The following is a 24,848-nucleotide window of genomic DNA, read 5'->3' on the forward strand; positions in this document are numbered from 1 at the left end:
GCCTCACCAACCGTTCGCGGCTCCTCAGGGAGGGCCCCATGTGTCTGTTCCAGTACGCCGACGATCCCGAGCCCGAAGAACAGGTCCCGGCCGGACCGCTGTACGTGCCCGTCCGGCCGGGAAGCGGCACGGAGACCGTGATCCGGCTGTTCCGCACGCCGCTCGGCGCGCGCACCGCAGTCGGCTTCACCCGTACGAGCCGACTGACCGAGGTGCTGGGCGAGGCGCAGCCGTACATCCGGCTGTCGGAATCCGTCCTGCGGACGCTCTGCGTGCCGCTCGGCGCGGACCTGGTCACCGTCGACCCGACGCTGTCGGCCCCCGCGGTCCCCACGACCACGCACACACCGGACCTACGGACGGACGCGCGGCCGGAGCGGGCCGTCCGAGCCGTCCGGGCCGTCTGAGAAGGGGACGACTTCCATGACCATCGCTCTGGTCTCCGAGATCGCCGCGGAAGCGGACGACCTGTCGGTGTGGCCGGCGTCCACGACCCGGCTGCCGCACGGCGGTCTCTCCGTCGGCGGGGTGTCGCTGGCCGACGTCGCCGACCGCTTCGACACACCCGTGTACGTGCTGGACGAGGGTGAGGTGCGGGCCCGCTGCCGTGCGTACCGGGACACGTTCCCCGACGCCGACGTGCTGTACGCCGCCAAGGCGTTCCTGTCCCGGACCATGGTCCGTTGGGTCGCCGAGGAGGGCCTCGGACTGGACGTCTGCTCGGCGGGGGAGCTCGAACTCGCGGTCACCTCGGCGTTTCCGCCGGACCGCATCGTCCTGCACGGCAACGCCAAGTCGCCGCACGACATCGAGTCGGCCCTCCGGCTCGGGGTGGGCCGGATCGTCATCGACAGCCCGTCCGAGATCGCGCGGCTGGCGGCGCTCGTGGGCCCCCGCGGCCGGCAGAAGGTGATGATCCGCGTCGTCCCCGGAGTCTCCGCCGGCGGTCACGAGAAGATCCGCACCGGCACGGACGGCCAGAAGTTCGGCCTCTCCCTCACCGACGGATCCGCGCAGCACGCCATCGCACGCGTCCTGACCCAGCCTCAGCTCCAACTGGTCGGTCTGCACTGCCACATCGGCTCCCAGATCACGGACGTCAAGCCGTACGCAGCCGCCCTGCGCCGCATGGTGGGGCTGATGGCGCGCGTCCGCGACACCCACGGCCTCGTGCTCCCCGAGCTCGACATGGGCGGCGGACACGGCATCGCGTACCGGCCCGGGGAGCCCTCCCTCGACCTGACGGCCCTGGCCCGCGGACTGCGCATCGAACTCGCCGCGAGCTGTACGGCGGCCGGGCTGGGGGTGCCGCGGCTCACCATCGAACCCGGTCGTGCCGTCGCCGGCCCGGCGGGGGTGGCGCTCTATCGGGTACTGGCCGTGAAGAGCACCGGCGACCAGGTGTTCGTGGCCGTGGACGGAGGCATGAGCGACAACCCCCGCCCCGCCCTGTACGGGGTGCGCTACGCGCCTCGTCTCGTGGGCCGCCACTCCACCGTCACCACCCGCGCGGCGACGGTGGTGGGCCGGCACTGCGAGGCGGGCGACATCCTCGCCGCCGACGTCGAACTGCCCGGTGACATCCGGCCCGGCGACCTGCTCGCGGTACCCGTGGCGGGCGCGTACCAGCTGTCGATGGCGTCCGGGTACAACATGGTCGGCCGTCCCCCGGTCGTCGCGGTCGACGGCGGCACCGCCCGCCTCCTCGTGCGGCGCGAGACGCTGGACGACCTCCGCAGCCGGGACATCGGCGAGTAGGGCCCGGCCCGGACACGTCCAGCCGGACCGGCGCCCGGACGCCGGTCCGGCTGGATCTCCGTGCGGTACGAATCGCTCGCCGTCAGCCGGCGTGGACGTGCGGGCGGCGGGTGCGGTCCGGCTCCGCCTCGCGGATGACCTCACGGGTGACGGGCGCGACCTCGCCCTGGCCGAAGAGGAAGAAGCGCAGGAAGTTGGCCATCGGGTTGCCCTCGGTCCACTCGAAGTAGATGTGCGGACGCTGCCCGGTCTCGTCGCGTACGTGGAGCAGCAGCGCGGCGAGCGCGTTGGGGACGGTCGAGCTCTCCAGGCTCAGCACGCGGTACCGGCCGTGCATCACCTCGCCCCGCACCCGGAGCCCCGACTCGAACTCGGACGGGTCGAGGACGGTGACCTCGACGAAGAGGAAGTCGTCGCCCGGGGGCACGTCGTTGTCGAGGCGGATCTGCTCCGTCTTCTCGCGGTACTCCGTCGCGTCGCGGCTGTCGGGCTCGTTGGCGATGAACCGGATCGTGCGTGTGGCGGTGTCGCGGATGAACCGCTCGGCCATGTCGTCCAGTTCCACGTCGGTGACGCGCAGTTCGAAGACGCGGGCGAGACGCGACAGGAGCGAGAGGGCCATGATGCCGGCGATGAAGCAGGCACCGATCTTCACGCCGTCGGGGCGTTCGACGACGTTGACCGCCGTGGTGTAGACGAACACGGCCGAGATGACGCCGAAGGCGATGGTCCAGCCGCGCTCCCGTGCGCGGCGCGCGGCGATGGTCACGGCGACGGCGGCCGAGGTGATCAGGACGAGGACACCGGTGGCGTACGCGCCGCCCTGGGCGTCCACGTCGGCGTCGAAGATCCAGGTGACCAGGAACGCGATGAGCGTGAAGACGATGACCATGGGCCGCAGGGCTCGCGCCCATTGGGGAGCCATGCCGTAGCGCGGCAGGTACCGCGGCATGAGGTTGAGGAGTCCCGCCATGGCCGACGAGCCGGCGAACCACAGGATCAGGATCGTCGAGATGTCGTAGAGGGTGCCGAAGGCGGAGCCCAGGTACTCGTGGGCGAGGTAGGCGAGGGCGCGGCCGTTGGCCTCGCCGCCCGGCTGGAACTCGTCGGCCGGGATCAGCAACGTCGTGATGAAGCTGCTGGTGATGAGGAAGACGCTCATGATCACGGCGGCCGTGGTCAGCAGCTTCTTGGTGCCGCGGATCCGGCCCGCGGGGTTCTCCTCCGTGTCGTCCGCGTCGCCCTGGACGTGCGGCATGACGGCGACGCCGGTCTCGAACCCGGACAGGCCGAGGGCGAGCTTGGGGAAGACGACGAGCGCGATGGCGATCATCATGATCGGGTTCCCGTGCTCGGTGGTCAGCGCGTCCGACCAGTCCGTGATGACGTGGGGCTCGGTGGCCACCTGCCACAGGCCGGTCCCGACCACGACGACGTTCAGGGCGAGGTACAGCGCCACCAGCACCACGGCCACCCCGATGGCCTCTCTGAAGCCCTTGAGGAAGACGGCGCCGAGCAGGGCGATCAGGATCAGGGTGATCAGCACCTCGTGCCCGTGCAGGGTGCTGGTGAGGTGCGGGTTCTCCACCATGTGCGCGGTGGCGTCGGCGGCCGAGAGGGTGATCGTGATGAGGAAGTCGGTCGCCGCGAAGCCCAGCAGGGTCAGGACGAAGAGCTTGCCCTTCCAGAACGACAGCAGCCGCTCCAGCATGGCGATCGAGCCCTCGCCGCGCGGGCTCTCCTCGGCCACGCGCCGGTAGACCGGCAGCGCGCCGAGCAGAGTGAGCACCACGAGCACGATCGTGGCCAGCGGCGACAGCAGACCGGCGGCCAGGGCCGCGATACCCGGCTGGTAGCCGAGTGTCGAGAAGTAGTCGAGGCCCGTCAGGCACATCACCCGCCACCAGGGGCGCCCCTGGTCTTCGGGGGTGGACGGGGTCTGCTGCTTGGCGCGGTCGGTCAAGCCTTCCAGCAGCCACGCGCGCAGGCGTGACGTGCGAGGAGGGGTGGCCATCGTGGGCGCTCCTGTCGTACGGCATGGTTTCGGCCATCGACACGACGGCCGAGCCAGCGTACGCAGTCTGATCGTTTATGCCCTCTTCTGACGGAATCCTGATACGTCCTTAACGCAGCCCTTCCGCCCGCCCGACGGGAGCCCCGCCTGCCGACGGGGGCAGGCGGGGCGGTCCGGTGGGGGCGGTGTCAGCTCGCGTCGTCGGTGACGCGGAAGCGGAGCCGGCAGATGACGGCGTCCGTGTCGCGGCGCATCGCATGGGCCACGACGGAGCCGCGCTGGTTCTGGAGCAGGCGCTGCCAGATGTGGGCGGGCTCGGTCTCCGGGATCAGCACGGTGATCTGGGAGGCCGGGTGGGAGGCGGTGAGCCCACGGACGTAGCCGGAGAGGGGGCGGCCGAGGGCGCGGGTCTGCGAGTCGAGCTCGACGAGTTCGACACCCGGACTCCACAACTCCCAGTCCCGGCGCAGGGCTTCGGCCGTCCGGCGGTCCTCGGGGGCGGGGTGGGTGACGGTGACGGCGAGCACGTCGTCGCCCAGCGAACGCGCCGCGGTGAGCGCCTTGCAGGTCAGCTTGGACAGTCCGGAGACGGGAACGACGACCAGCGAATGGGCACGCCGCGGCGGTTCGGGGACCCTGCCCAGCTCCAGACGTTCGCCGATCCGGCCGTAGGCCCGGTGGACCCGCTCGAAGCCGATGACCAGCAGCGGCAGGGCGAGGACGATCAGCCAGGCGCCCTCGGTGAACCTGGTGGCGGTGACGACGACGGCCGCGACACCCGTCAACAGGGCGCCGAAGCCGTTCAGTACGGCCTTCGCGCGCCAGCCCTTGCCGCGCTCGCCGTACCAGTGCCGGACCATGCCGGTCTGGCAGATGGTGAAGCCGACGAACACGCCGATCGCGAAGAGCGGGACGAGGGTGTTGGTGTCGCCGCCGGAGAAGACCAGCAGGAGGGCCGAGGCGACCGCGAGCGCGAGCACGCCGTGGCGGTGCACCTGGCGGTCGGCCTTGAGGGCGAAGAGGTGCGGCAGGTGGTTGTCGCGGGCCAGCAGGCTCATCAGGACGGGCAGGCCGCCGAAGGAGGTGTTGGCGGCCAGCGCCAACAGCACCATGGTCGCGAACTGGACCACGTAGAAGGCCAGGTTGTGCCCGAAGGAGGCGTCCGCGAGCTGGGCGAGAACGGTCACCCCCTCGACCGGCTGGAGGTGGAAGCGGCCGATGAGGATGGACAGGCCGATCAGCATCACGCCGAGCAGGGCGCCGAGGGCCACCTCGGTGCGCTGGGCGCGGCGGGCGGCCGGGGCTCGGAAGGACGGCACGGCGTTCGCGACGGCCTCGACGCCGGTGAGGGCGGAGCAGCCGGCCGCGAATGCCTTGAGCAGGAGCAGGGCACCGACGGCGGTGGCGCCCTCGCCGAGCGCGGAGCCATGCCCCTCGGCGGAGGCGGTGCTGACGGGGCCGTCGCGGAAGAGGCCGACCGTGATCATCGCGAGGATCGAGCCGACGAACAGGGCTGTCGGCAGCAGGAACGCCTTCGCGGAGTCGACGACACCGCGAAGGTTGACCGCCGTGACCAGGACGAGGACGCCGAGGCAGATCCAGGTCCGCTCACGGTGGAGCTGCGGGAAGGCCGAGGTCAGGGCGGCGACACCGGCGGTGACGGAGACCGCGACGTTCAGGACGTAGTCGAGGATCAGGGAGCCGGCGGCCACGAGGCCGGTACGCCGTCCCAGGTGCCGCTTGGCCACGGCGTACGAGCCGCCGCCGTCCGGGAACGCGGCGATCACCTGCCGGTACGAGGCCACCAGCACGGCGAGGAGCGCGGCGATCGCGAGCGTGACCGGGAGCGTGAAGCCCATCCCGTACGCTCCGGCGACCGCCAGCACGAGCACGATCGACTCAGGCCCGTACGCCACCGACGCCATCGCGTCCAGCGACAGCGCGGCGAGCCCCTGGAGCGCGGTGAGCTTGTGCCGGTCACCGGCCTCCGGGGCACCGGCCCCGGTATCGGGGGGTTCCTCCGTGCCGGTGCCCTCTGCCGCCGTGGTCGGCTTGCCGGTGTGTATGGCCATGTCGCTGATTCCTCCGAGTGAGCAGGTCGAGGAACAGGTTGAGGGCCGGCCAGTACGGATCCCGGACTTCTTGTCGCCCTCCATACGCCCACCGGCCCCCTCTTCACGCACCCCATACGTCCGGGCCACAGAGGCCGGCCTGCTCGGACGACCGCCTGCCTCACGGCGTACCGAGGAAGGATCACCTTGCGGCGACATCGCGCCGGCCGAACTCCGGGGCGGCGCGGCCGGAGCGGGCCGGCTGGACGGCAACCACGGTGGGTGAGGGCCGTTCAGGTGGTCACCCACCGCAGCCTCCCCGCGATGACCTGTGGTGACGTGGCGGGGAAGGCCTCGGGTGGCGGTGGGTGACCGGGCGAGGAGCCGTGGTGTGTGGCTGGCTGGGGGAGGCACGTTCCCACCACCCCGAAGGGACCGCACGGCGATGGGCCTCTCCCCCGACACCGGGCTGAGATCGGTCTCCGACAGCCGTTCGCGTGCCGGCCGAACAGTGCGCTGCCGGCGCTTGCCGTCCTCACAGCCGGCTTGTGCGCCCCAGCGGCCGTCGCGCCTCTCACACCACTCACACAGGGACCGAACGATGCGCGAGGGAAGCCCGAACGAAGCTCCCGAGCGTGCGATCACCGGTCCTGCAAGGAGCAATTCATGAGTCCTGAGCACAGGACACCCACCGTCATGGGGCCCCTCCCCGTGAAGGGCAGGCGCATAGCCGAAGGAGCGCTGGCGGCGCTGGCCCTCTTCACGCTGGGCCTCGCCAGCCCCGTGGAGGCCGCGGCCACGGCCGAGCCCCCGGCCTCGCAGTCGTCAACGCCGTACGGCGATCACGACAAGTGCAAGGACAAGGGTGACGACAGGTCTCCGGGCGCCTCAGGGACGCTCGACAAGGACAAGGACAAGGACAAGGACAAGTGCAAGGGGGCGACCGGAGCCACCGGCCCGACCGGCCCCGCGGGCGCCACCGGAGCCACCGGGGCCACCGGCTCCACCGGCCCGACAGGCTCGACCGGCCCCGCGGGCGCCACCGGGGCCACCGGGGCCACCGGTCCGCCCGGCCCCGACGGCGCAACCGGTGCGAGCGGGTGCGGCTCGGACGTCGACTCGCTGCTCGTCAACGGCACCGAGGAGTTCAGCATCATCCTCCGCGACGGTGCCGCGTTCGGGGCCCACCGGCCGACCCGCACGGGGCCGGTGTACTACGAGCAGGACCTCACCACCTACCCCAACTACCCCGACGAGACCACCGTCTGCGGCGTGACCGTGTCGTCTCAGGCCAACGACCTAAACTACAAGGTGACCACCACCACCGGAGCCGTATGGGAGCTCCAGTGTCCCGTGAACAACATGAATCGGATCGACTGCACCGGCAAGTCATGGGCACAGATCACGTTCACGAACGTGCCCACGGGGCCGTTCAGGAACGGCGAATCCTCGACCGCGGGGTCCGGTGTCGACAAGGGCCTCTCGAAGAGCCTGATTCGATCGTAGACACGAGACCCGCCCCCTGAACCGCCGGACCGTGCTCCGCATCCCGGCTCGAACACCAGGGGACGAACCGAGGCCGGCTGCCCCCTCCTGGAGGGTCGCGTAGCCGGTCTCGGTCGTGCCGGGCGCGTTCAGGACCCCGGGCTTCTCAAGGGGCACGCTGGACACCATCACCTCCACCAGCGAAGGAACCCACAGGAATGACCGGGAACGGCTCGGCCGCACCGACGAACCTCACCGCGACGGAGAGGGTCCGCCTGGCCGTCTACCGCGGCTTCGCGCGCACCGGACGGGCTCCGAGCGTGCCGGAACTCGCCGCACTCACCGGAGTCGCCCCCGACCAGGTCCGTCAGGAACTGCGCGCGCTCCACGAGAGCCACGATCTGGTCCTGGACCCGCGGGACCACGACCGGATCGTGATGGCCCACCCCTTCGCGTCCGTACCGCTCGGCTTCTCCGTCATGGGCGCGCACACCCTGTGGTGGGGTGGATGTGCCTGGGACTCGTTCGCCCTGCCCCACCTGCTCACGAGCGAGCCCGACGTCCTGGTCGCCACCCGCTGCCCGGCCTGCGACACCCCGCACGCCTGGGTCGTCGGCCGGGACGCACCCCCGAAGGGCGACCAGGTGGCCCATTTCCTGACCCCCATGAACCGGGCCTGGGACGACGTCGTCCACACCTGCGCCAACCAGCGCCTGTTCTGTTCCACCGACTGCGTCGACACCTGGCTGGAGCGGACGGGCCGGGAGCGTGGCTACGTCATGGATCTCGGCACCCTGTGGCGCTTCGCCGGCGACTGGTACACCGGACGCCTGGATCCGGGCTACACGCGCCGCGATCCCGCCGCGGCCAGTGCCTACTTCGCCGAAGTCGGCCTGCACGGCTCCTTCTGGGGGCTGCCCGACTGAGGTCCGGCTCCCGCTGGAGGCACCCGTCCCGGTCCCGCTCGGGCCGCCTCGCCGACGTGTCCGAGATCCGCCGGACCCTCAACAGGTCCGCCTCGCGGGGAGCGTGGCGTCATAGCGGACCCAGCACCTCCCGGGATACGGCCGCGAGCTCAAGGGTTTCGAGCACAGTGAGCAATTGCCGCTCCTCGTAGCGGAAGTGACTCTCCATGATCGCGGCGATGCCTTCGAGGTGCCGACCCAGCTCCTCGGGCGGCGCGGCCCTGTCGACCGCGGCCTGGAGACTGCCGAGCAGGTGGGCGATCATCGAGTGATCCTGCTCGAGCAGCCGCAGCACCGGCCGGAGTTCCGGATGCGCAGCCGCGATGGCCGGAAACAGGGTGTGGTCCTCGCCCCGATGGTGGCCGTCGAGAGCCGCGCAGAAGCCGTGGCAGTACAGCAGCAGTTCACGGGTGGCCGCCTCACCGGGGGTGCCGTCGGCAAGGGAGGCGCGGGTCACGGACAGCGCTTCCCTGAGTCGGCCGTGCACCCGGCGGAGTTCTTGGCTCCAGGCGATGAGCCTGGTCGTCTCGCGCTCAGTCACGCGAGAACGAAGGGTGCGACGAATGCATCGTCGGCCTCCTTCGATCCGGCGCCTCCATGCCTGACACGGTCTGCCACCGGCACGCGACGCTTCCCACACACTACCGCGCCCTGTCGTCCCGTCCACACCACCGACGCCGGGTCCCGGCGATGCTCCGAGCCGGTGTGAGGGCGGGGCGCAGCCCGTCCTCACACCGGCAGGAGACGGCCGCCGCGTTCACCGCCGATCCCCGGCCCGCGGCGATCGTCGAGGGTCGCTGTGTACGTGCGCGCGCACCCCTTGCAGGCCGAACAGGATGAGAAGCTCGACCACGCCACCGTCGGCGCTGCCCAGCAGGCAGGGCGGAAGGGCCGGCCCGCTACGCCGAGGAGCGTATGCCGGCCGAGTAAATGCCCACGCCGCGGCGCGCGTTCGGGCAGTCCTCCGGAGCACCCGGTGGATCGCCTGGGAGTCTCACGGACCGGATCGGAGCCCGCCGCCCCGGCCGGCGGGCTCCTGAGCAGTAGCCGAATGGGCTGCTCGGCGGTCCGGGTCGGCTACATGACCACAGCCACTCAGGCCGGTTCGACAGGCAGCCAGAGTTCGCAGGTCGCGGTGCTGAAGTCGTCCGCTCGCTCGAGGACCGCGACGATCGAGGGACCCGGCCGGAGACGCCAGGGGTTGGAGGGGAACCACTCGGTCGCGGTCGCGGCCCAGGCCGTCTGCAGGGTCTGCGGATGCGGTCCGGCGGTGCGGAAGACCGCCCACCTGCCGGCCGGTACCTCGATGGCGTCGAGGTCGTCGGGGGCCGACGTGTCCAGGGCGAGGGCGACCCCGTGCAGGTAAGTCAGTTCGCTCCCCTCCGTTCCATCGGGGTCGACGTCGTCGGAGACCTGCAGCAGGCCCCCCGGTTCGGTGTCGCCGAGGGCCTTCAGCCGGAGATGCTCCTCCTGCGGCAGCGCGGTGATGTGCTGCTGGATGTGCGGATTGATGCCGTGGTGGATGAGCGGAACACGGGCTGCGTGTCCGACCAACCGGAACGCGGGGCGGTCGACGAGTCGGGTGTCCATGGGCATGCTCCCTTCGACGGTCAGGCGGATCCTGAGCCGTGGTTGTGTGCGCAGAGGGCCTCCGTCGCGGCGCACGTCGCGGGGACCGGCGCCGTGGACCGCGCGGAACGCGCGTCCGAACGCCTCGGTCGAGCCGTATCCGTGCCGGACGGCGATGCTCAGCAGATCGTCCTCGCCACGGACGACGTCGCCTGCGGCCACGGTCATGCGGCGCCGACGCACGTACTCCGACAGCGGCATGCCGGCCAACGACGAGAACATCCGGCGCAGGTGGTATTCGGTCGTGCCGAGCTCCCTGGCCAGTCCTTCGACGTCCAGCTCCTCGGCGAAGTGCTCTTCGACGAGATCGACAAGCCGGTTGAGTTCCGAGATCACGAGGCCTCCTTTCGAGCTCAACCCTGCCGGAGGAACCCCTTGCCGCACCCGACCGCTGCGGTCCGATCCGATCATGTGCCCGGACGGACACGGAGCTGACGCATCGGCCTCGGCCTCGGCCTCGGCACGACCCGCCGGCGCCGCACGGCCATGGACCGGAGTGGTGAGTCGTCCTCGGCTCCGCACCGCGCACGGCCTGGCCCGAGTCGCCGGGCGGTGTGCCGGAAAGGAGGATGGGTGGGGTGATGACGGTCCTGGTGGTCGGCGTGGCCGACGGCGAGCAGCTGGAACTGCTGCGCTCCGGCATCCATCGCAACCCGCACTTCCGGGTCGTGTCGCACGCCCACGATCCCACGGTCGCTCTGGCTCACGCCCGCGTCCTGCTGCCCGATATCACGGTCCTGTCCCTGGCCCCCGGGCTCGACAGCCTCGACTCGACCCCGGAGATCCTGCGCATGTTCCGCGGCGTGCGGGCGCTGGACCCGCCGAGCGGGGTGGTCCTGCGGACGGCCGCCGACCGCGTGCCCCGTGCGATGTCCGCCCTCGCGGTCGACGGAGCCGTCCACGTCGTACGCGAGGGCGACTCCGAAGCCCTGATGCGCGCCTTGCGCACGATCGGGCTGCGCCGGGCGAGCTGCGACCCCGACCAGATGCCCTGACCCGCGCAGCGTCGGCCGGCCGGCCCCGCAGGGGCTCGTTGTGGCCGACTCGTGGTGGACGGCTCGCTGTGGCCGGCTCGCTCAGGAGCGGTCGCGCTTGAGCGAGTCCTTGATGCCCTCGGCCCGCTCTCGAACGCCCTTCACCGTCTCGCGGATCTTGGTCTTCGCTTGGTCCGTCCTGCCCTCGGCCTCAAGCCGCTCGTTACCGGTGATCTTTCCGGCGACCTCCTTGAACTTGCCCTTGGCCTTGTCCATGGCGCTGCTCATGGCCGTAACCCCTTCTCCAGCGGATCGGCTGCACGTCCACGCTAGGCCCGGGCGAGCCGACGTGCTCGCCGACGCCTGTCGGGCCTCCTGCCACCGCGGACCACGACGAAGCGGGGCGCGGACAGCGTTCAGCCCGGCTTCACGACGGATCCGCTCCCCTTCCACGCACGCGGATGAACCAAGCCCGCACCATCAGCGACGTAATTCCGGTGCACAGAGCGCGCGTTCGTGGTGCAATTCCGATGTACTTCGGTCGACAGGAAGGCATTGCCATGGATCAGCTTCCCTCCCACCCCGACAGCGAGCGGTACTCGGTGACGTTGTGCCCTCCGGCTGTCACCGCGATCACCGAGCTGACCGCCGCGTCCGGCGTCAGCAAGGCCGACGTGATCAACCGGGCCGTGCTGCTGCTCGGATTCGTCGAGCGCGAACGTGCCAAGGGCGGCGACCTGCTGATTCGCGACAGCGCCGGAGCCCTGGAGCGCATCCACATCCTCTGACCTCCGGGCACCGCGGACGGAGGCCGCCCCGCCGGATCGGCCCCCGGCTTCCCTCTTCCGCATGGACCTGAGGAGGCGCAGGGGCTGGTTGCGTGGATCGGGGGCGTGGTGGGGCCATGATTCCCGGGCCGCCGGACGGCGGTGACGCGAGATCAGGAGAACGCGATGCCCCGGATCACTCCCAACCTCTGGTTCGACACGAAGGGCAAGGAGGCCGCGGAGTTCTACTGCTCGGTCTTCCCCAACTCGGAGATCAAGAACGTGTCCTACTACGGCGAGGCGGGCCCCCGCCCCGCCGGAACCGTGCTGACCGTCGACTTCGTCCTGGACGGCACTCGCTTCACCGCCATCAACGGCGGCCCCGAGTTCACCTTCGACGAGGCCGTGTCCTTCCTCATCGACTGCGCGGACCAGAGCGAGGTCGACCACTACTGGAGCAAGCTGTCCGAGGGCGGACAGGAAGGCCCGTGCGGCTGGGTCAAGGACAGGTTCGGTCTGAGCTGGCAGGTCGTGCCGTCCGTCCTGGAGGAACTCCTCGCCGATCCCGACGAGGCCCGCGCCCAGCGGGCGATGAAGGCGATGCTCGCCATGGGGAAGCTGGACGTCGCCGCACTGCTCGCGGCCGCGGACGGATCCTGACCCGCCGGAGCGCCCCGGTTCCGCACGGACGATCCTGACCCGCCGGAGCGCCTCGGTTCCCCACGGACGATCCTGACCCGGCGCCCCTGACCCGCCCCTCGGCCGACGTCGCCGACCCCGCTCGGGCCAGGCGCGGCGGGCCGGCTCCCTCCGGGCGTCGCGCGTCCGTTGCGCGTGCGGCGCGCAGGTCGGCCGCGCATCCTCGAAGTATGTCCCTGGTGACCACGACCGAGCTGTACGAGGTCACGATGGCGCTCTCGTACCTGCGGGAGGAGATGCGGGCGCCGGCCACCTTCAGCCTCTTCGTACGCGACCTGCCGCCGGGGCACGGATTCCTCGTGGCCGCCGGGCTCGAACCAGCGCTCGACCACCTCTCGCGGTTCCGGGTGGGCGGGTCGGACGTGCGTGCGTTCGCGGAGGCCCTGGGGCGGCCGGTCGAGGAGCTCGAACCGCTGAACGGGCTGTCCTTCGACGGCCAGGTCCGCGCGGTCCCGGAAGGGCGGCTCGTCTTCGCGGGTGAGCCCCTGCTGGAGGTCACCGCGCCGCTGCCCCAGGCCAGGCTCGTGGAGACGTATCTGGTGGCGCTCCTCTGCCACCAGACGGCGGTCGCCGCCAAGGCGGCACGGTGCGTACTCGCCGCCTCCGGGCGGTCTCTCGTGGACTCGTCCTCGCGCCGGACCCACGAACCGGCGGCCGGTCTGCAGGCGGCGCGGCTCTGCGCGCTGGTCGGCTTCGCGGGCACCAGCAATGTCGCCGCCGCCGCCCGGTTCGGCATTCCCGCGTCGGGCACCATGGCGCACTCGTACGTCGAGTCCTTCGCCTCGGAGGAGGACGCCTTCCGCGCCTTCGCCCGCGCCCACCCGGGCCCCGTGACCCTTCTGGTCGACACCTACGACACGGACCGTGGGGTGGCGACGGCCGCCAGCGTCCTGACGGACCTGGGACGCGGTCCGGGCTGCGCGATCCGCATCGACAGCGGCGACATCGGGGCGCGCGCCCACCGGGCGCGGGCCACCCTCGACGCGGCGGGGCTGCGGGACGTCCGGATCATCGCGGGCGGTGCGCTCGACGAGTACGGTGTCGCCTCGCTCGTACGGGACGGGGCGCCGATCGACGTCTTCGCCGTGGGCGCGAAGATCGGCGTCGCCGCCGACGCACCGTATCTCGATGCGTCCTGCAAACTCGTCGAGTACGACGGGCGTCCGGTCATGCGACTCGCGTCCACGCAGGTGACGGCGCCCGCTCCCAAGCAGGTCTTCCGTGGTCCGGGCCTCCGGGACGTCGTCGGCCTCGCCAACGAGGAGCCGCCGGACGGTGCGGAGCCGTTGCTGCGGACCGTGATGCGAGGCGGGCTCCGTACGGAGCCGCCCGACACCCTGGACTCCGCGCGCGCCCGCTTCGAGACCGACCTGGCCCAGCTACCGGAGCCGGCCCGGCGCATCGAGAACCCCGCCGCCCCGGTGCCGGCCGCGTCGACGCGGCTCACGGTCCTGACGACGGTCGTACGCCACCGGATCGAGGCGGGGCAGGCGGGCGGGCAACAGGCGGGGGCGTAGCGGGCAGCTCCGCCCGCTCCGGTGGGCCGGAGGGCGGAACGGGGTGATCCTGAAGGTGGGGTGCCGACCGGCCCCCGCACGAAGCCACCGGTCCGGCGAGGAAGTGACGATCATGGATACCGCCCGTTCCTCCTACCCTCCGGTCACGGTGACGGCCCGGCTCGACACCCCGCTGTCCCGCTGGCTTTGGCTGGTCAAGTGGGTCCTGGTGATCCCCCACTGGATCGTGCTGATCTTCCTCTGGATCGCGTTCCTGATCGTGACCGTGATCGCGTTCTTCGCCATCCTCTTCACCGAGCGCTATCCGCGCCCGCTGTTCGACTTCAATCTCGGGGTGATGCGCTGGGCCTGGCGCGTCTCCTACTACTCGTACAGCGCTCTCGGCACCGACCGCTATCCGCCCTTCAGCCTGGGCCCGGAGCCCGACTACCCGGCGCGGTTGGACATCGCGTACCCGGAGCAGCTCTCGCGCGGTCTCGTCCTCGTCAAGTGGTGGCTGCTCGCCATCCCGCACTACCTCGTGATCGCCATCTTCGCCGGCGGCATGAGGGCAAGCTGGTGGAGCGGTGGCCTGATCACCCTGTTGACCCTCTTCGCGGCCATCGCCCTCGCGTTCACGGGCCGTTATCCGCGCGATCTGTTCGTCCTGGTGGTGGGCCTCAACCGCTGGGTGTTCCGCGTGGCGGCCTACGCGGGCCTCATGACGGACGCGTACCCGCCGTTCCGGCTCGACCAAGGAGGCGAGGAGACGCCGGAGAAGCAGCCCTGGCCCGCCGACGGGCGGTGAACCCGCGCCCGCCGGCGAGGGACGGACGCGGGTACCGGGCCTTCGACTAGGGGCAGTTCTCCTCGAACTTCACGGCGGTGAGGGTGACGGGCCGGCCGTCGAGTCCGGCGCCCGCCTTGGGGTTCTGCGTGCACACCTTCCAGTTGGACTCCATGAGGACCATGCGGTCCTCGGCGGCGTCCTTCACCGTGATGCTCGCGTTGGAGGGCAGGGCACCGCGAGCGACCTTGACGGACTTGCCGACGAAGTCGGGCATGGTGCCGCCCGCTTCGGCTTCGGGCTGCGCTCCCATGTCGCTCCTGGGACAGCTCTCCTCGAGCTTCACGGCGCCGAAGTCGATGGTGACGTCGGTCCTGTGCGTTCCGGGAGCGGGGGTCTGGGAACAGATCTTCCAGTTCCGGTCCAAAGCCTGGTTGCGGCCTCGGCCGAGGGCGTCGTGGGAGCGGAGGCTGTAGAAGCCGAGGGACTGGGCCTCGTCCTGGGCGTACTGGAGCCCCTTCCCCACGAAGTCGGGGAGCCTCCCGGTCTCCGCCTTCTTGCTGGGCGCGGCGGACGACGGCGCGGAAGGGACGGTGGCCTTGGCAGCCGGAGTGCCCGCCGAGGTGGCGGGGACGGTGGGCGTCGGCTTCTGCGCCGATGCCTTGCCGTCCGCGGTCTCCTCGCCCCCGACCACGGCGCCGAGTATCACGAGGAAGGCGAACACGCCACCGAGGCTGATGCCGACGATGGCCCCGGTGGACAGCTTCTTCTTCTGGGGCGGCGGCCCGTAGGGCCCCGGGTGTTGAGGCTGCCCCCACGCCGGCGGCTGTTCGGGCTGGTGCGGCGGGCCGGGGTGTTGCTGGCTCAAAGTGTCCCCTCATGCTCTGTGTTGAACCTGTGTACGTGACGTGAAGATACCGTCACGACGAGGGCAAGCGGAGGCCGGTCCACCGGATCCGCCCGTACCGGGAGTCGGTGACCGCCGCCGGTACGGCGGAGCGGATCGAAGCGGCCCCGAAGGCGGAGGACCCGCGCCTCGGCGAGCGGCGGAGCGACGCTCGGCGGTCGAGCGGGCGCGGGGGATGTTAGGCGGTCGAGCGGGCGCGGGAGATGTTCGGCGGCGACCAGGGCGGATCCGTGATCTGATGCAGCCAGTCCGTGCCGCAGTCGAACCCGCCCTTCCGGATGGCCCGATGAGCACTCCGCACACCACGGCTCCGTCACCCACGCCCCCGACCGAGCCCCGGCACGCCGGGTGGCTGGAGCTCTTCTTCGACCTGGTGTTCGTCGCCTTCGTCGCCCAGCTCTCGCACGGTCTGCACGGCGATCCCGGCTGGCGTGATTTCGGCGTCTTCCTCGCGCTCTACTTCCCCCCGTGGTGGATGTGGGCGAATCTCACGGTCTCCGCCAATCTCTTCCAGGACGACAGCGCCCGGCGCCGCCTCGCCATGCTGGCCGCGATGCTCTGCCTGGCCGTGATGGCCGCCGCGGTGCCGGAGGCCGACGGCGACCGGGCCCCGGCGTACGCCCTCGGCTATGCGGGGACGCGCCTCGTCCTGCTGGCGCTGTGGTGGCCCGCCACCCGCTTCCCCGCGCCCGACACGATCCCGCGCTGGCGTCCGCTGACGTACTGCCTGCTCTCCGGGCTGCTCTGGGCCGGCTCCGCCGCCGTACCGGCGCCCTGGATCTACCCGGTCTGGGCCGGCCTGCTGATCGCGGAGATGATCCTGCTGCTCACCTCGCGCGGCCGGGGCGTCCCGGGCCGGCTGCACACCGGCCACCTGGTCGAACGGGTCGGACTCTTCGTGATCATCGTCCTGGGCGAGTCCGTACTGGCGCTGATCACCTCCACCGACCACACCTGGACCGCCGCGGCCGGTGTGGTGGCGGTGCTCGGGTTCGTGCTGCTGGCCGCGCTCTGGTGGTCGTACTTCGACTTCGCCTCGACCGCCGCGGAGCGGGTCATCGGCACCGCCGGCGGGCGGGACGCCTACCTGCTCGCCCGTGACGTGGCCGGCTTCCTGCACTTCTTCGTCACGGCCGCCGTCATCTCCATGGCCGCCGGACTGGCGACGGCGGTGGAGGAGTCCGGTCACGACCACCTGGCGCACGGCGCGGTGTGGGCGCTCTGCGGGGGCCTGGCGCTGTACCACGCGGCGCACGCCCTGATCGCGCTGCGGTTCGGCCGGCCCGTGCGTCAGGTCGCCGTCTGGGCGGTGCCGGGAGTCGGGATCCCCCTCCTCGTCGTCCTCGGCGCGGACACCCTCGCGCCCTGGCTGGTGGTGCTGCTGCTCGCGGCGGAGGCCATCGTCCATCTGCTGTACGCCAAGGCCCTGGCGCGCCGGCGCGCCGCCGCCCTCGGGTAGGCCGGGGCGACCGTCCCCGTCGGCCGGGCGGAACGGTGCTTGGCCGGTGCTCGACCGGGTAGCCGCGTCACAGCCGCCGCCGGCGGACGCGGGAGGTGGCGAACGACGGCAGTACCTGAACGGAGGAGGCGGGGACGATGGCGGAGAAGCGCATCGTCACCGTGTTCGGCGCGACCGGGCGCCAAGGCGGATCTCTCACGCGGGCGATCCTCGGGAAGGGCGGGAGCGACTTCACGGTGCGTGCCGTGACCCGCCACCCGGATTCGGACCCCGCGGCCGAGCTCGAGCGGATCGGAGCCGAGGTGGTCCGGGCCGACATGGACGACGAGGAGAGCCTGGGGCCGGTGTTCGAGGGCGCGTACGGTGCGTTTCTGATGACCGACTTCTGGGAGGGCATGAACGCCGCACACGAGAAGGCGCAGGCCGAGGCGCTCGCCAGGGCGGCCGGTCACGCCGGGGTCCAGCACGCCATCTGGTCGACGCTGGAGGACACCCGGGAGTGCATCCCGCTCGACGACTCCCGGATGCCCACGCTCCAGGGTTCCTACAAGGTCCCGCACTTCGACGCCAAGGCCGAGGCCGACCTGTACTTCCCGGAGGCCGGCGTGCCGACGACGTATCTGCGGACCACCTTCTACTGGGAGAACCTGTTCGACACGTTCGCCCCGCAGCGGGCCGACGACGGCGTCCTGGTCCTCGACTACCCCATGGGGGAAAGCCGGCTGTCCGGCATCAGCTTCGTCGACATCGGCCGGACGGCACTGGCCGTTCTGGAGCGCGGTACCGATCTCATCGGCGCGACGGTGAGCATCGCGGGCGAACACCTGAAGGTCGACGACATGGCGGCCGAGCTGACGGAGCAGGTCGGCGTGCCGGTCGCGTATCGGCCCCTGACCCCGGACGCCTACCGGGCCCAGGGCTTCCCGGGCGCGGACGAGGCGGGCAACATGTTCCAGTTCTACCGTGACTGCGAGGAGCACTTCACCGCGGCTCGCGACCTGACGGCCGTACGGGCCCTCAACCCCGGACTCCAGAACTTCAGGACCTGGCTCGCGGCCCACCGCACGAAGATCCCGCGCTCCTGAAGACCCAGGCCGCCGCCGAACCCGTGCCGTACTCAGGCCGCTCTCGGCACGTCGATCAGTTCGTCCCACGCGCCGGCGTCAGGGCCACCGTCGGGCCGTGCGGCGGCGCGCGGCGGCGGGGGAATCTTGCCTGTCTCCCGCGCCCGGCGCACGCTGGTCGTATGGCTGCCCACGATGGTCCCGGCCCTACGCTGATCACGTCCGTGCAGCGGGCCTTCCGCCTGCTGGAGGCGGTGAGCGCGCATGGGAACGGCGCGCCGGCGAAGCAGCTGGCACGGGAGACGGGGCTGCCCCTGGCCACCGCCTACCACCTGCTGCGGACCCTGGTCCACGACGGCTACCTGCGGAAACTGGACGACGGCGGCTTCATCCTGGGCGACAAGATGCAGGCGCTCCATACCGCCGGCCGCGGGCAGGCGCTGCTGAGCCGGGTCCGCCCGACGCTCGCGGCGCTGCGCGACGAGTTCGCGACCGCCGCCTATCTCACCTTCTACGAGGACGGCGAGATCCGGGTCGCCGAGATCGTGGACAGTCCCCGGGCACCCCGGGTCGACCTCTGGGTGGGATTCGAGGACGCCGGTCACGCCACCGCGCTGGGCAAGTCGGTACTGCGCGAGCTGGACGAGGAGTCCCGTAAGGACTACCTCTCCCGGCACCATCTGCCGGATCTCACGCCGCGGACGATCACGGACGTCGGGGAACTGCTCCGACGGCTCGAGCATTCCCCCCTGGCGCCCGCCGTCACGGACATGGAGGAGTACTCGCTCGGTACGGTCTGCGTCGCGGTGCCCGTGTACAGCGGGGACACGCTCGGCTCGCTCGGCGTCTCCCTGCGTGCGGACCGGCTCTCCCGCCTCGAGGAGATCCGGACGCGGCTGCTGCCGGCCGCGAGTCGTGTGACCAGGGGCCTCTCACTCACTATCTGAAATCCGTGCCCTTGTGACGCCCCCGACCCATCACCTTTCCTGGGACTTAACGGACATTTACGGAGTGCACGCTCCGCGTACAGGTGAGGACTGCGAGCGAAACATGAGTCACACCCGAGAGCACGAGCCGACCCGGCCCCTCAGGAAGCACGGGGTCGCCCCAGGGAAGGTGGCTCGGAAGCGCCTCGCTGTGCAGCTCGCCTCCGGTACGCCCGTGCTGCCCGTGCTGACCGTCTCCGTCATCGTGGTCGTCGACCTCCTCGGCGGAGCCGGGCTGACCTGGCTGCCGCTGCTCGCCGCAGGGCCCGCGCTGGCCGCCACCACCAACGGGCCTCGTGGAGTCCTCTGTGTCGGCCTCCTCGCCGGGGTGCTGGGCGCGACCCTCGGATTCCGTGACGGTGCGCCGGGGCGCGAGCTGGCGGCCGTGCTGTCCGCCCTGGGGGCCGTCACCCTCGCCAGTGCCCTGGCCAGCGCGTTGCGCGGGCGTCGCGAGCGGGTCCTCGCGGCCGTCCGCTCGGTCGCCGAGGCCGCCCAGCAGGCCCTCCTCCAGCCCGTCCCGGCCGTCGTCGGCCCGTTCCAGGTGGCCGTCCACTACAGCGCCGCGGCCGCGGAGGCTCGTATCGGCGGAGATCTGTACGCGCTCGTACCCACCCCGTACGGGGTCCGGCTGATCGTCGGAGATGTACGCGGGAAGGGGCTGCCGGCCGTGGGGGTCGCCGCTCTGGTGCTCGGGGTCTTCCGCGAGGCGGCCTACGAGGAGGCCGACCTCCTCGCCGTCGTCGACAGGATCGAGCGCAGCCTGGCGCGCAACCTCCGCTGCGACGACTTCGTCACCGCCGTGGTCGCCGGGTACCCCCGTCCGGGCGTGCTGGAAGTCGTGAACTGCGGACACGCGCCCCCACTGCTGGTCCGCGGATCCGCGGTCGTGCCGGTGGAGCCCGCCCACCCGGCCCCGCCCCTCGGACTGCGCGCCCTCACGGGCGAGACCCCTGCCCTGCATGAGCTGCCCTTCGCCGACGGGGATCAGCTGCTGCTCTACACCGACGGCGTCACGGAGGCCCGTGACCACGGCCGCCGGTTCTACCCGCTCTCCGAGAGGCTGGCGCAGCACCTGTCCGACGAACCGACGCGTACCCTCGCAGCGCTCCACGAGGAACTGCTGGCGCATGTGGGAGGCCGGCTGCACGACGACGCGGCGCTGCTCCTCCTCCGCAAGCCCACCGCTCCGGAGACGGTGGTCCTTCGGACGTCCGCGACGGAGGGAGAGGTCATCGACGCCCGGAGCCTTCGGCACGGCCTGGCCCGGAACGGGCGGGACTAGCCGAAGAAGCGGCTGGGCCGGGCGCTCCGCGATCTCCTCGGTCGTGCCGGCCGACCTCCGTCAGGACGTCCCCGACGACGGCCCCCGGCCCGCGAGCGGCAGACGCGGCGCCGGGGCGAGCTGCCAGAAGTCGGCGTAGCGGCCGCCGCGGCGCAGCAGCTCGTCGTGGCCGCCCTCCTCGATGATGCCGCCGGCGTCGAGGAAGACGATGCGGTCGGCATGGCGGACGGTGCGCATGCGGTGAGCCACCATCACCACCGTCCGCCCGGCCATCAGGCGCTCGATGCCGGCGTGAACGGCGGACTCGTTGACCGGGTCCAGCGCGGAGGTGATCTCGTCGAGGAGCACGACCGGCGCGTCCTTCAGCAGGGCGCGGGCGATCGAGACGCGCTGGCGCTCGCCGCCCGACAGACGGGCACCGCCCTCTCCGACGGTGGTCGACCATCCGTGAGGCAGGCGCTCGATCACCTCGTCCAGTCGCGCCGCGGCCGCGGCTGCCCGTACCTCGGTGCCGGTGGCGCCGGGGCGGCCCAGGCGGACGTTGTCCTCGATGGTGCCGTCGAAGAGGTAGACGTCCTGGAAGACGACGGCGAACCGCTCCATCAGCGCCTCGGTACGAATCGCGCGCACGTCCGCGCCTCCGACGCGCACGGCGCCCGCGTCCACGTCGTAGAACCGCGCGAGCAGCTGCAGCAGCGTGGTCTTGCCCGCACCGGACGGCCCCACCACGGCCAGTCGCTGCCCCTCGGGGACGGACAGCGACAGTCCGTCGAGCACCGTGCGCCCCTCGTGCCGGAACGTGACCGAGTCGAACTCCAGCCCGTGGCCGACCGGCTCGACCGGGTCGGGGGCCTGCGGCAGCGGCTCCGTACGCAGAACCGCGTCGAGCCTGGTCAGCTCGCCGCGCGCGCCGCGCAGCCTGCCGCCGAGGTCGGCCAGCGACAGCAGCGGATCCGCGCAGCGAGCGGCCAGCACCAGGATCGTCAGCAGCTCCGCGACCCCGATACCTCCGCCGAGCGCGAGGTACGCGCCGAGGACCAGCACCGCGGTGAACGCCGCCTGCACCGTCAGCGTCAGGCCCAACGCGCCCGGCAGCGCGGAGAGCGTGGACCGACGGGAGGCACGCTGGACCTGGCGCAGGGCGTCGTCGAGGAGACGGAAGCGCTCGGCGCTCCGGCCACCGGCGCGCAGCACCGGCTGGGCCCGGACGTATTCGATGACCCGCCCGGTGGCTTCGTGGTCCCGTGCGGCACGCTCCGCGTCCTCGGCCGCCGCCGAACGCCCGGTCAGGACCTGGATCGCCGCTACGACTGGGACGGCGGCCAGCGCGGCGAGGCCCGAGCGCCAGTCGATGAAGAGGATCACGACGACGACGGTCAGCGGCGTCACGGCGGCGGAGACGACCGGCGCCAACAGGTGCGCGAGCACGCTCATCGCCCGCAGAACGCCCTGCCCGGCGAGGACGGACACCTCGCCCACCCGTGCCGCGCCGTACCAGCCGAGCGGCAGCCGGGCCAGATGGTCGCCGAGGCGGCGGTACACGCCGTGCAGCAGCGCGGCGCCGACGCGGAATCCCGAGAGGTCGCCGAGGTAGCGCAGCACCGCATAGGCCGCCACCGCGGCGCCGAACGCGCCCAGCCAGGGCCAGGCGTCGTTCGGCGCGCCCCCGAGCAGCGCCCTCAGCACCGGTGCCAGCAGGGCATAGGACAGGCCCTCGACGACCGCTGTCGCGGCCATCAGGGCGAGAGTGCGGAGCATCGGGCGGGCGTACTGGTGACCCAGGACGCGCAGCAGTACGCGGATCATCGAGTATCGGCTCCTCGCGGGTGGGTGGGGGTTCGCGGACTCGTCCTCGCCGGATCGTCCGGGCCGCGCGTCGTCACAGCCGCTCGGATGGGGCGGCAGCGTGTCCGGAGCGCCACAGCGCGGAGAACTTCCCGTCCGTGTCGAGCAGTTCGCCCGGCGTACCGTGCTCGACGACGACTCCGGCCTCCAGTACGGCGACGGTGTCGGCGCCGGCGATCGTCTCCAGGCGATGTGCGACGACCAGGACCGTCCGGTCCTCCCTCAGCGTTTCCAGGGCGCGGCGAATCGCCTGCTCGGTGAGCGGATCGGCGAAGGAGGTGGCCTCGTCGAGGACCAGGACGGGAGTGTCGGCCAGCAACGCGCGGGCGAGCGCGATCCGTTGGGCCTCGCCGCCCGACAGCCGGGTGTCCTCGCCGATCACCGTCTCGTACCCTCGCGGCAGTTCGAGGACGCGGTCGTGGACGTTCGCCAGACGGGCGGCACGCTCCACCTCCTCCGGGCGGGCGTCGGGGACCGCCAGCGCGATGTTGTCCGCGACGGAGGCACGCAGCAGGTGGACGTCCTGGAAGACGAAGGAGACCCGCCGGTACAGCTCCCGGCTGCCCAGCTCGCGCAGGTCGACACCGCCCAGACGTACCGAGCCGCTCGTCGGGTCCACGAACCGCGGCAGGAGCCGGACGAGCGTGGACTTGCCGCTTCCCGACGGTCCGACGAGCGCCGTGACCGTCCCCGGCTCCAGGACGAGGTCGACCCCGCGCAGGACGTCGTGGCCCGGTTCGTAGGCGAAGCGGACGTCGCGCAGCTCCACCCGGTGGCCGCGCGGCGCGATCGGGTGCGCCGGCTCGGGCAGCGGCGGCACCGTGAGCACCTCGCGGATCCGGCCGACCGCGCGGCGGGCGGCCTGCAGCTCGTCGAAGCCGTGCCCAAGCACCGCCACCGGGGCGGTCAGTCCGAGTCCGAGCAGCAGGAACGGCACTAGGTCGGCCGGGGCCGTCCCCCCACCGGTCATCAGTGCCGTACCGCCGATCAGGACGGTCAGCAGCACGAACGGCGGCGAGAGGACCAGCTGCATTCCCGCGGCAGGCAGCGAGATCCCGTGCACCCAGCGACGGAAGACGGCGACGAAGTCGTCGGCGGCGGCCCGGAACTCACGGTGGGCGCGCTCGCCCCCGCCGAAGACCTTGACCACCGCGATGCCCTGGACGAACTCCACGACGGAGCGTGCGATCCGCGCCATCGCCGCGTCGAAGTCCTCCTGTTCGCGCAGGCGGGCCGGGGTCATCATGAGCGGCACCAGCGCCACCGCCGCGACCACCGGAATCAGCGTGATCAGCGTCAGCCGCCAGTCGATGGTGAAGAGGTAGACCAGCGACACCAGCGGCACGACGAAGGCGGAGGCCAGTTCGCCGGGGGTGTGGGCGATGAACGGGTGCACGGCGCCGACGTCGTCGCCCACCAGCTTGGCCAGCTCGCCGCCGTGCCTGCGGGAGAGCCAGCCGATCGGCACTCGACCCAGGCGTGCGGCCAGCTGCCGGCGTAACTCCAACTGCACACGTCCGTCGAGTAGATGGCCGATGCCCGCCGCGGCGGCCGTGAGCAGCAGCCTGACGAGCAGACCGACCGAGCCCGCGACCACGACGAGTCGGACGCGGTCATGGTCCACCGGACCGGGTTGAAGCAGGAGTCGACCCAGCTCGACGACCGCGAGCAGCGGTGCCAGCCCCGCCACAGCGCCGATGACCTGCAGGGCCATCACGGCGGCGAAGCCCCCCGCGTACGGCCGCAGCAGCCCCGCCGCGCCCCGCCCCTCCGGAGCTGGGTCCTGGGCGGGACCGGCGTCGTCCGGCGGCCGCGGGGATCGTTCCTTCGCCTCGGAGGGCTCGGTGATGGTCATCGTCCGCTCGTCCTCTCGTCCCCACCGGGCCTTCCGACCCATCGATTCTTACGACGTAAGACTGCTGCGGGACGTTATACTTACAGCGTAAGAATCGTCAATCGGTCCGTGGTGCTTCCGGCACGGAGAAGAGGGGGCCATGGCGGCCAACAGGGCTCGCGGGCAGCGTGCGGGGCTCACTCGGCAGGCCGTGCTGGAGGCGGCGCTGCGACTCGTCGACCAGGAGGGGCTCAAGGCTCTGTCGATGCGGCGGCTCGGAGCCGAACTGGGCGTCGAGGCGATGACCCTCTACCACCATGTGCCGAACAAGACCGCCCTGCTGGACGGGATGATCGAACAGGTCGTCGCCGAGGCCGTACCCCCGGAGTTCGGCGCCGGCACCTGGCGGGAGGATCTGAGCGCCTACGCCCACGCCCTGGTCGCCGCGCTCGGCGCGCATCCGCATGCCGCGCCGCTGCTGCTGTCCCGGCCTGCCTTGACGCCCCGTAATCTGCGGACACTTGAGGCCGTGGTGGAGATGCTGCACGAGGCGGGCTTCTCCCTGCCCAGGACCCTGGACGTCCTCTACTCGCTGACCAGCTTCGCCGTCGGACACGCCGCCGCCCACGCCGGCCGTATCGACGGAGCGGGGAGCTTGGCCTCGTTGGACCCGACGGCGTACCCACTGCTGGTCGCCGCCGCCCGGGAGGCGGGCGAGGACGCGGCCGACGCACGCTTCGACTTCGCTCTCGACGCCCTGCTGTCCGGATTCGAAGGAGAGCTCGCGGGCGCCTCGGCCACGGAGTGAGGGCGGTCCATGCCCGTTTCACCCGGGCAAGCCCGCGG

General features: G+C 71.7%; 22 protein-coding genes and 1 pseudogene. 14 read left to right on the plus strand and 9 right to left on the minus strand.

The annotated features are described in order from the left end of the window. Both ACFQ7Q_RS26265 and lysA read left to right on the plus strand, forming a co-directional pair. The coding region (locus ACFQ7Q_RS26265; RefSeq protein ID WP_383559287.1) for an SAV_915 family protein at window positions 1-407 on the plus strand (407 nt) is incomplete at its 5' end. A 16-nt stretch (window positions 408-423) separates the two neighbouring features. Beyond that, the gene (lysA, locus tag ACFQ7Q_RS26270) at window positions 424-1,758 is read left to right on the plus strand and encodes a diaminopimelate decarboxylase (RefSeq protein ID WP_383559290.1); all 1,335 of its coding nucleotides are present in this window, start codon (window positions 424-426) and stop codon (window positions 1,756-1,758) included. A gap of 82 nt (window positions 1,759-1,840) precedes the next feature. On the opposite strand, the gene ACFQ7Q_RS26275 is transcribed toward lysA, so the two are convergent. Next, window positions 1,841-3,772, minus strand: a complete 1,932-nt coding sequence (locus ACFQ7Q_RS26275) for an amino acid transporter (RefSeq protein WP_383559292.1) — start codon at window positions 3,770-3,772, stop codon at window positions 1,841-1,843. Between the two features lie 188 nt (window positions 3,773-3,960). Then, on the minus strand, window positions 3,961-5,844 hold the full coding sequence (locus ACFQ7Q_RS26280) for an APC family permease (RefSeq protein ID WP_383559293.1): 1,884 nt from the start codon (window positions 5,842-5,844) through the stop codon (window positions 3,961-3,963). A gap of 645 nt (window positions 5,845-6,489) precedes the next feature. Between ACFQ7Q_RS26280 and ACFQ7Q_RS26285 the strand changes: the two genes are divergently transcribed. Beyond that, window positions 6,490-7,329, plus strand: a complete 840-nt coding sequence (locus tag ACFQ7Q_RS26285; protein WP_383559295.1) for a hypothetical protein — start codon at window positions 6,490-6,492, stop codon at window positions 7,327-7,329. A gap of 197 nt (window positions 7,330-7,526) precedes the next feature. Continuing rightward, complete coding sequence (merB, locus tag ACFQ7Q_RS26290; RefSeq protein ID WP_383559296.1) at window positions 7,527-8,234, plus strand: organomercurial lyase; 708 nt, start codon at window positions 7,527-7,529, stop codon at window positions 8,232-8,234. Between the two features lie 109 nt (window positions 8,235-8,343). On the opposite strand, the gene ACFQ7Q_RS26295 is transcribed toward merB, so the two are convergent. The 3 genes and pseudogenes from ACFQ7Q_RS26295 to ACFQ7Q_RS26305 all read right to left on the minus strand — a co-directional run bounded on the left by ACFQ7Q_RS26295 (window position 8,344) and on the right by ACFQ7Q_RS26305 (window position 10,238). Beyond that, window positions 8,344-8,814 (minus strand): hemerythrin domain-containing protein, encoded by a 471-nt coding sequence (locus ACFQ7Q_RS26295; RefSeq protein ID WP_383559298.1) that lies wholly within the window; start codon window positions 8,812-8,814, stop codon window positions 8,344-8,346. Between the two features lie 216 nt (window positions 8,815-9,030). Further along, window positions 9,031-9,156, minus strand: a pseudogene (locus ACFQ7Q_RS26300) (XRE family transcriptional regulator); the annotation flags it as partial. 212 nt (window positions 9,157-9,368) lie between these two features. Beyond that, entirely contained in the window at window positions 9,369-10,238 is an 870-nt protein-coding gene (locus ACFQ7Q_RS26305; RefSeq protein WP_383559300.1) for a GyrI-like domain-containing protein, read from the minus strand. Window positions 10,239-10,483: 245 nt separating this feature from the next. Here ACFQ7Q_RS26305 and ACFQ7Q_RS26310 point away from each other — a divergent pair, with 245 nt between their 5' ends. Beyond that, window positions 10,484-10,897: a hypothetical protein gene (locus tag ACFQ7Q_RS26310; RefSeq protein WP_383559302.1), complete on the plus strand. Its 414-nt coding sequence runs from the start codon at window positions 10,484-10,486 to the stop codon at window positions 10,895-10,897. Between the two features lie 81 nt (window positions 10,898-10,978). On the opposite strand, the gene ACFQ7Q_RS26315 is transcribed toward ACFQ7Q_RS26310, so the two are convergent. Beyond that, a complete protein-coding gene (locus ACFQ7Q_RS26315) occupies window positions 10,979-11,164 on the minus strand; it encodes a CsbD family protein (protein WP_383559304.1) in 186 nt (61 codons plus the stop codon). Window positions 11,165-11,436: 272 nt separating this feature from the next. Between ACFQ7Q_RS26315 and ACFQ7Q_RS26320 the strand changes: the two genes are divergently transcribed. From ACFQ7Q_RS26320 to ACFQ7Q_RS26335, 4 genes are all read left to right on the plus strand, one after another. Then, window positions 11,437-11,664, plus strand: a complete 228-nt coding sequence (locus ACFQ7Q_RS26320) for a hypothetical protein (RefSeq protein ID WP_383559306.1) — start codon at window positions 11,437-11,439, stop codon at window positions 11,662-11,664. 165 nt (window positions 11,665-11,829) lie between these two features. Beyond that, window positions 11,830-12,303 carry a VOC family protein gene (locus ACFQ7Q_RS26325; RefSeq protein ID WP_383559308.1) on the plus strand — a complete coding sequence of 158 codons (474 nt, stop codon included), beginning with the start codon at window positions 11,830-11,832 and terminating at the stop codon, window positions 12,301-12,303. 209 nt (window positions 12,304-12,512) lie between these two features. Then, window positions 12,513-13,859 carry a nicotinate phosphoribosyltransferase gene (locus tag ACFQ7Q_RS26330; RefSeq protein ID WP_383559309.1) on the plus strand — a complete coding sequence of 449 codons (1,347 nt, stop codon included), beginning with the start codon at window positions 12,513-12,515 and terminating at the stop codon, window positions 13,857-13,859. Between the two features lie 112 nt (window positions 13,860-13,971). Further along, window positions 13,972-14,646, plus strand: a complete 675-nt coding sequence (locus tag ACFQ7Q_RS26335; protein ID WP_383559311.1) for a DUF4389 domain-containing protein — start codon at window positions 13,972-13,974, stop codon at window positions 14,644-14,646. A 46-nt stretch (window positions 14,647-14,692) separates the two neighbouring features. Here the strand turns inward: ACFQ7Q_RS26335 and ACFQ7Q_RS26340 are convergent, their stop codons facing one another. Next, window positions 14,693-15,493: a hypothetical protein gene (locus ACFQ7Q_RS26340; RefSeq protein ID WP_383559313.1), complete on the minus strand. Its 801-nt coding sequence runs from the start codon at window positions 15,491-15,493 to the stop codon at window positions 14,693-14,695. A 325-nt stretch (window positions 15,494-15,818) separates the two neighbouring features. Between ACFQ7Q_RS26340 and ACFQ7Q_RS26345 the strand changes: the two genes are divergently transcribed. From ACFQ7Q_RS26345 to ACFQ7Q_RS26360, 4 genes are all read left to right on the plus strand, one after another. Further along, entirely contained in the window at window positions 15,819-16,991 is a 1,173-nt protein-coding gene (locus ACFQ7Q_RS26345; RefSeq protein ID WP_383559315.1) for a low temperature requirement protein A, read from the plus strand. A gap of 137 nt (window positions 16,992-17,128) precedes the next feature. After that, window positions 17,129-18,076, plus strand: coding sequence for an NmrA/HSCARG family protein (locus ACFQ7Q_RS26350; protein ID WP_383559317.1), 948 nt, complete (start codon window positions 17,129-17,131; stop codon window positions 18,074-18,076). 161 nt (window positions 18,077-18,237) lie between these two features. After that, window positions 18,238-19,002: an IclR family transcriptional regulator gene (locus tag ACFQ7Q_RS26355; RefSeq protein ID WP_383559318.1), complete on the plus strand. Its 765-nt coding sequence runs from the start codon at window positions 18,238-18,240 to the stop codon at window positions 19,000-19,002. Window positions 19,003-19,105: 103 nt separating this feature from the next. Beyond that, complete coding sequence (locus ACFQ7Q_RS26360; RefSeq protein ID WP_383559319.1) at window positions 19,106-20,323, plus strand: PP2C family protein-serine/threonine phosphatase; 1,218 nt, start codon at window positions 19,106-19,108, stop codon at window positions 20,321-20,323. 60 nt (window positions 20,324-20,383) lie between these two features. Here ACFQ7Q_RS26360 and ACFQ7Q_RS26365 read toward each other — a convergent pair whose 3' ends face one another. Continuing rightward, a complete protein-coding gene (locus ACFQ7Q_RS26365) occupies window positions 20,384-22,129 on the minus strand; it encodes an ABC transporter ATP-binding protein (RefSeq protein WP_383559320.1) in 1,746 nt (581 codons plus the stop codon). 73 nt (window positions 22,130-22,202) lie between these two features. Then, window positions 22,203-23,882, minus strand: a complete 1,680-nt coding sequence (locus ACFQ7Q_RS26370) for an ABC transporter ATP-binding protein (protein WP_383559344.1) — start codon at window positions 23,880-23,882, stop codon at window positions 22,203-22,205. Window positions 23,883-24,162: 280 nt separating this feature from the next. Here ACFQ7Q_RS26370 and ACFQ7Q_RS26375 point away from each other — a divergent pair, with 280 nt between their 5' ends. Further along, entirely contained in the window at window positions 24,163-24,810 is a 648-nt protein-coding gene (locus ACFQ7Q_RS26375; RefSeq protein WP_383559322.1) for a TetR/AcrR family transcriptional regulator C-terminal domain-containing protein, read from the plus strand. Window positions 24,811-24,848 lie beyond the last annotated feature (38 nt).

This window comes from Streptomyces sp. NPDC056527 (assembly GCF_042794475.1).
Lineage (GTDB): Bacteria > Actinomycetota > Actinomycetes > Streptomycetales > Streptomycetaceae > Streptomyces.